General features: G+C 44.2%; 4 protein-coding genes and 1 pseudogene. All 5 read left to right on the top strand.

The window, feature by feature from the left end:
- Positions 1-259 precede the first annotated feature (259 nt).
- Positions 260-1,228 (top strand): annotated as a pseudogene (locus DXB58_RS22140) (tyrosine-type recombinase/integrase).
- Between the two features lie 357 nt (positions 1,229-1,585).
- Complete coding sequence (locus DXB58_RS22135; protein WP_122138275.1) at positions 1,586-2,791, top strand: DUF3575 domain-containing protein; 1,206 nt, start codon at positions 1,586-1,588, stop codon at positions 2,789-2,791.
- 19 nt (positions 2,792-2,810) lie between these two features.
- Positions 2,811-3,923 (top strand): DUF6562 domain-containing protein, encoded by a 1,113-nt coding sequence (locus DXB58_RS22130; protein WP_233527345.1) that lies wholly within the window; start codon positions 2,811-2,813, stop codon positions 3,921-3,923.
- A 45-nt stretch (positions 3,924-3,968) separates the two neighbouring features.
- Entirely contained in the window at positions 3,969-5,042 is a 1,074-nt protein-coding gene (locus DXB58_RS22125) for a DUF6562 domain-containing protein (RefSeq protein WP_233527344.1), read from the top strand.
- Between the two features lie 60 nt (positions 5,043-5,102).
- Positions 5,103-7,172 (top strand): hypothetical protein, encoded by a 2,070-nt coding sequence (locus DXB58_RS22120; protein ID WP_122138272.1) that lies wholly within the window; start codon positions 5,103-5,105, stop codon positions 7,170-7,172.
- Positions 7,173-7,278: the final 106 nt, after the last annotated feature.

Here is a 7,278-nt window from a genome sequence, read left to right as displayed (position 1 = left end):
GACCGGTGAAATAAAAAAGAGATTACCACCAAATTTGACGAAGAACCCCTATCTTTGAGGAGTGAAGGAAAAGGGCGCATTATCAAAGAACAAACAAAAATATCTACCCACACAAGAAACAACAATATCAGTTAAAATGAAACTATGAAATGCAAAGATTACTCAAACAAGCAAACAAGTAGCCGACGTCCACATTGTTCCTTCAGTTTTTAATTGAAAAAATACAAGGGAACTAATTATGAATGATTTAAAAAGGTTTATGGAGACAGTCATATTAAGACTGGAAAATGAAGGGCGGTATGGGACGGCCCACGTCTACCAAAGTACACTAAATGCGATTTTGCGGTATTGGCAAATCAGGCAAAAAGGTACTATAAAATTGGATAAAGTATTCACTCCGGTCCTCTTGCAGGATTTTGAGCGATACCTATTGGAAAACATGCTAAGTATGAACACCGTATCAACCTATATGCGTATGCTACGGGCGATCTACCACAGGGCAACGAAAGAAAAACGGATAAAATGGAGGCAGGGATTGTTTGACACCGTATACACCGGCGTACGGGCAGACACCAAACGATCACTGACTGCCAAGCACATGGGAAATATACTTGTGGCCCAACAATCACTCCCCTCACTAAAGGAAGCACAGTCATGATTCACTCTCCTGTTTCTGCTTAGAGGAATGCCGTTTATCGATCTTGCCCGGCTAAGGAAATGTGACCTGTATGGAGATACACTTATCTATAAGAGACAAAAGACCGGACGAATAATCACCGTAAATGTAACCCCGGAAGCCATGCGACTCATCAAACAACTGGCTAACCGGAATCCTCAATCACCTTATTTATTATCTATCTTACCCAGCAACTCAAAGCTACAGAATGGAAACTGTTTCGGAAGTAAAGAGGAATACCGACTGTATCAAGCCATATTGCGAGGTTTCAATAGAAGGTTGAACGAACTATCCAGAAGGATGAATCTAGGCGAAAAACTCTCGTCATATACAGCACGCCACACATGGGCTACAACAGCCTACCAAAAGAAATGTGCAACAGGAGTCATCTGCAATGCCTTAGGACACTCTTCCATCAAAGTGACCGAAACCTATTTAAAGGCATTTGAGCAAAAGGAAATAGATCGGACAAATAGAATGATTATATCTTATGTAAAACAAGAAGCTGAAAAGGCTAACAAAAATCGCAATACACTATTTAGCACACTGTAATTTAGTCTATTATACTCCCGTTACTTTGTAGGTAACGGGAATAAATATCGGTGCAAATATGAGCATATTTCTTAAAACAACCAAACGAAATCGCACATTTTTTCTAATAAAGCACTCAAAAGAAGAACATAAACAGATAAAACACGTGGATTCTTTGTATTAGGGCATATCAACCTCTAAATTTTGCATGAGATTTCCCTCCCCTCTACCTCTTTCTCGAAGTAGGGGTTAAAAAGTTTCATTGTATATCATATCGTTTTCTAGTATTGACTACTTAAAAAGAGCAGGTACAAAGTATTTCCCGTTACCTACAAAGTAACGGCATACACCATAGAGAAACAAAAATTAAAAACCAGTATGGAATATTTAAGACGAAAGCTATGCCTATTAGCCGGAAGTATTCTTTTGACTTGTGCCGCATGGGGGCAAACACTCCCCACCGACTCAATAACCAAAGATCCGGAAGCCTGGTACATCCATTTCAAGACAGGAAAAAGCAATCTCGATCTGGATTATAACGGCAACAGAGGTACTCTACAACGATGTATCGACAGAGTACAAGAGATTATAGACAAAAATGAGTACGTCATCGATCACATCCGCATCATTGGATATGCATCTCCCGAAGGTCCGTTAGCACTCAACTTACGACTTAGTGCCGCAAGAGCAGACGTATTGAAAGACTATCTTGTAGCCAAGACAGGACTCTCTTCCAACCTATTCGAAGTAGTGGCAGGAGGAGAAAACTGGAACGAACTTCGTGTCATGGTCGAAAAAAGCAATATTAAAGAAAAAGACCGCGTACTGGATATTCTCGATCATACTCCCGAAGGAGTAGACCCGGAAATTGCCCTGAAAAAACTACCCGGAGGTACATACCGCTATATGCTTACTAACTTCTATCCTAAATTAAGGAGTGCAAGCAGTGTGCAGTTACTAAGAATTGTCCCCGTCGTTGCTCCTCCTGTGGTGAAGGAAGAAATAAAGGTGGTAGAAGTGGACACCGTAAAACGAACTCCACAGAAACCGGTCGTACAAGAGCCTAAGCCCTGCCGGTGTGATCCTCCGTTGATGGCCATCAAAACCAATCTCGCCTCCTGGGCTACTCTTATCACCCCCAACATTGAATTGGAAGCCTATCTGGGCAGCCGATACTCCATCGCTGTGGAAGGAGCTTATCGCTGGCTGAAAGACAGCAAAGCCAAAGGCAACAGTTACAACGTGGCCTCCGTGTCGCCGGAAATACGTATGTACGTGCGTGACGACCGTTCTTTTCAAGGTTCCTACTGGGGATTGTATGGACTTTACGGCGAATACGATGTGAAATTCGGAAGCACCGGACGCCAAGGCAACATTCGCGGACTCGGTATCTCGTACGGATATATCTTTAAGTTCAACCGTTTCGACTGTCTCTATTTTGACTTGGGCATCTCTGCCGGATACAACCGGCTCCGATACGACAAGTATTTCTGGTACGACCCATGCAATGCATTCAAAGAACATAAAGGTAAGAACTATTGGGGACCAAGCAAAATCAAGGCATCACTCGTCTGGAGATTTTAAATCATAGGAGGACCTGATTATGAGAACAGAAAAAGATACTGAAACTATGGATTTATATAATAAATATAACGCATCTGAATGGTTAACCCGGAAAGAGGCGATACGACGTAAAAGGTTGGTGACGATTATTTCCGCATCTGCGGCAGCACTACTCATACTTATCCTGCTACTGATGAGCTCATGTGAGAAAAAAGACCTTTGTTATCTGGATGCGCATCCGCACATCTGCCACACCCAACTGACGCTCAAATTCAATACAGCATGGGATAACGAGCCGATTTACTCGAACTATACACGCAGTGCAGGCAGCCTGACTGTAAGATATGTACTGGAATTCTGGACCATGAGCGATGACGGCAAACTGGAGACACAGCTGGAACGCAAAATTGTGAACGGTGGTTCGCTTGCCGAAGGAAACAACCGCTATCAAGTAAGCGTTGACCTTCCCGCAGACAGAATAGCTGTTCTGGCATGGGCCGAACCTCTCGCCAGCGGTCAGACGAGTAATCCTTATTTCGATGTGAGCTCGCTCACCAGTGTTAAGATGAAAGAGCCATTCGGAGCGGGAGCCACCAAAGATGCTTTCAGCGCAAGCGTCACCTGGGATTACAGCGGATACGGCGGACCTCACTCACACTCCAATGACCTCGACTTCACGGAAGAACTGGAACTGTTACGTCCCTTCGGCACATATACCGTGATTTCGAACGATATGGAAGACTACTTCGAGAAGGCCGGAGCCGATGCCCCGGAACCGCATACCGCCAAAGTGAACTACCAGATGTGGATACCGCCGATGTTCGACACCTTCCGCCAAGTGGCAAGCGGTTCGCAATCCGGTGCAACATTCAATCACACGGTAAGCGTACACACAGAGGGCAAGGAATACAAACTGGCAGAAGACCTCATCTTTATAGGTCCGGGCGACGGAACGGACAACTATTATAATATTATCGTAGAAACTCATGCAGCAGACGGCACCAGCATACATAAAAGCGGCAATGCGGAAATACGTATGCAGCGCAACAAACATACATTAGTATACGGTGCATTCCTGACTGTCCGCAAACCCAGTTCACCGGGTATCAACGATGAATTCGAAGAGATAATAGAAATAGTGATACCTGATTAATGAATAATTTATTAAGGATAGAATAAGATGAAAAAACATAGGCTTATGAATCATCAGAAGTATTTCCGGACATTATGTTTCGGGCTGTCGTTCCTCACTGCGGCGTGCACCAACGAATCGCCTCTGAACACGGAACCGGCCGAATGGCCGAAAACCAGCATTTCCATACAGGCAACAGTCGACACGAAGGCCGCCAACGAACCGGAAACAGCCGCAGACAACGGAACAATCACCCGTGCCGGCGGTGACAAGCAAGTACCTGCGGGCTATCGTCTGCGCTGCAAACTGGAAGTTTATTCGAAAACAACAGACCTGCGCGTGGCACAAGCCCAGCTATTTATAGACGATAACAGCGGACTGACGGGAGCCATTACTTTCCCGGACGTACATCTTCCTCCCAATGATACTTACAAGGCGATCTGTTGGGCAGACTATATCGCAGCAGGAACAGAAACCGACCTGATCTACAATACCTCAAAAGGGTTAAGCGATATCCGCCTCATCGAAACAATCGGCACCGTTCATGCGGAAACCGCCGCCAACGAAGCGGATATAGAAGATGCTTATGCAGGACGATCCGATACTTTCACCATCGAAGCAAGCGGTGCTGTCAAAGAAGGGGATGAAGAAAAACTGACTTCGATCAAATTAAGACGTCCGTTTGTAAAGCTGTCTCTCCCCTGGGTGAAACTGACAACCGAAGACGGCAGTGTATGGACGGATGCATTGAGAAATATCCGGATCGTATATGAAACCGGAAATGTATTATACACCCAATTCAACGCGTGGACCGGAGAAGCATCGGGAGCGAGAACTGTTTCTTCTGCTCTATATTCCAAAGAGGTTTCGTCTTTCAACAAAACCTTTGCTTTGCACGACTATTTACTAGTGCCTGTGCCCATGCCGGACGCGATTCCTTTATCATTCCACATCGAAGCAGAGACAACAGGAGGTACTCCGGTGACATTCAAACGTTACGGAAGCACGGCAACCGACTATTCTTCTATTTCAATCGAGTTGCCTAATCCGAATTATATGTTGCGCATCAAAGGAGCAACAGCAGCGATAGAAGATGACGAGACTATATACCCGTTGACATTCAAAGAGTATATCCCGTAAATATTCTCTCTATTATAACTAAAAGTGATACATTTTTATTATTAACCAATTTTTTTAAGCATGAAAAAAAGTTTATTCTGGTCGTTAATAGCTGCAACAGCTATGATGACTGCTTGCGGTGACGATGCATTTGTAGACAATCAGCAGGTTGTTACAGGTGAGGAAACTCCGGTAGCGTTCAAAATTAACATGGGGAATGCGATCAGTACTTATGCAGGTACGGATTTCTCAAAAGGCGGATGGTCGAACTGGAAAGATTCCGACACTGAAATGATTGAGGAAGTGAATGCACGTGCCACTTTGCAGGTGTTCGCTAATGGAGGTACTTCTCCATATACTCAGGTAAGAACTGTATTGACTGAAGCACCTAGCGGCAACGACATCGAACTTCCGCAGTTCCGCCTGCCGGCAGGCAATAGCTATACAGCTGTTGTATGGGTAGACTTCGTTCCGAAATCAGTTACTTCTTCAAGCACGGAAAGCCGTAACGACTATTACTGGAAGACTGAAAATCTGGCTAGCGTTTCTGAATTACAGTTCACTGACGGTTTGATGCCTATCGTTGAAACTCCTGAAGCACGCGATGCTTACACGGGACTTATCAAGTTCACCGTAAACGCAGACGGTACTTACAACATTACAGACGGAGCAGAAGACCAAAGTATCAGCACTGCTATTCCTATCACAGCTACTCGTAAGTTTGCCAAGATCAGCTTGATCCTGACCGACTACGACAACAAGACGGAATGGGCAGATGCATTGAACAACCTCGGCAGCGACAATCTTCTCGAATACTTAGGTATGGAAGTGACTAACCTGTCCACCGGTTACAATGCGCTGACACAATCTCCGGTTTCGGCAACTCCGACTACTCAAAGTTATTTCCACCGTCCGTTTGATGTAGCTTCTGCTACCAGCACTTCCGATCACGTAAACGGTGTAAAATGGTATCAGGACGGTGACAAGTTCTATCCGATCTTCGACCTGAACTACGTTATTCCTGAAAAAGCAGGTAAAGACGCTACTTACTCTTTGAGTTTCAAGGGTTACAACGTAGATGGTACTCCCAGCTTCACTGCTGACGCTGCCGCACTGGCTGAAATCAATGCTGAAGCCGATGGATTCAAACTGGTAGCAATCCGTAATGCAAGCAACGTTCCTGTAAGAACGAATGCTCATACGATTATCAAGATGAATCTGTACAAAGCATATAGCTGCACAGTTACTATCGTTGACGAATTCACCGGTGGTACCGAAAATGTAGTTATCGACGACGATGACAAGAAACAGAGTACAGACGATCACTTCATTCCTGAAGGTGACGAAAACGGTGCACACATCGTAGTAGTACGCGGAAATGACGGTAAAGCAATCTCTATCGACATCACAGGTATCAACAAGGATAACTTCGATTTAGTAATTGATGATCTTGTTGCCATGAAGAACCTGTCTTCTACTGCTGACAACACTAAACCTGTTATCAATATGAGCGGTACTGACATTCCTAATCCGGCTGATTTCTCTGATCTTGAAGGTAACGTTACCAACGACATCAAGTTGACATTGACTCAAGACGGACAGGATATTGTTTTGGAAGGTCTGACTAACAACATTACTTTAGATTTGCCAAGCATCCAGAAGTTTATAGTAACCAGCACTGCAGACGTTACTATCGAGAAAGTTGTTTCAAACAGCTGGCCAACCTCTATCACTGCTAAAAATGTGACATTTACAGGAACTACATACAATTCTGTATCTATCAACGTGGAAGAAACTGCTACATTCAATGGCGGAACATACAACAATGAGGTCGCTGTGATCGGTTCGGAAAATGATGCAGAAGCGGTGATTAACGGTGGTGTATTCAACCACAACTTCAAATCGAGTGTAGACACTACTATCAAAGGCGGTTCATTGCCTTATGTAGATGCTGACACTAACGGAGTGGCTGATTACATGTTAATCATGAATGCCGGAAAGACTCTGACTGTTGAAAAGGCTGACAGCGCATTTGGTCCTCTGTTTGCTACATCAGGTGCCGACTGTAAGTTAGTATATGACACACAGGATATTAAAGATTTCTATTCTGGTCTGGAAGGTAGTAACTGGAGCAATATTTCAGTAAAATAAACACTCCCTTTTTTATCTCAACAACCTTAGCCGGGCATTGTCTTATCATAGCCTTGCCCGGCTACATTCTCCAATTCTAAATGGAAGCTACAAACAAATTCTTTAT

The organism is Bacteroides sp. OM05-10AA, from assembly GCF_003439055.1.
Classification (GTDB): Bacteria; Bacteroidota; Bacteroidia; order Bacteroidales; family Bacteroidaceae; genus Bacteroides; species Bacteroides intestinigallinarum.
Note: the sequence above shows the minus strand (reverse complement) of the source record. Positions and strands in the feature narration are given on the sequence as shown.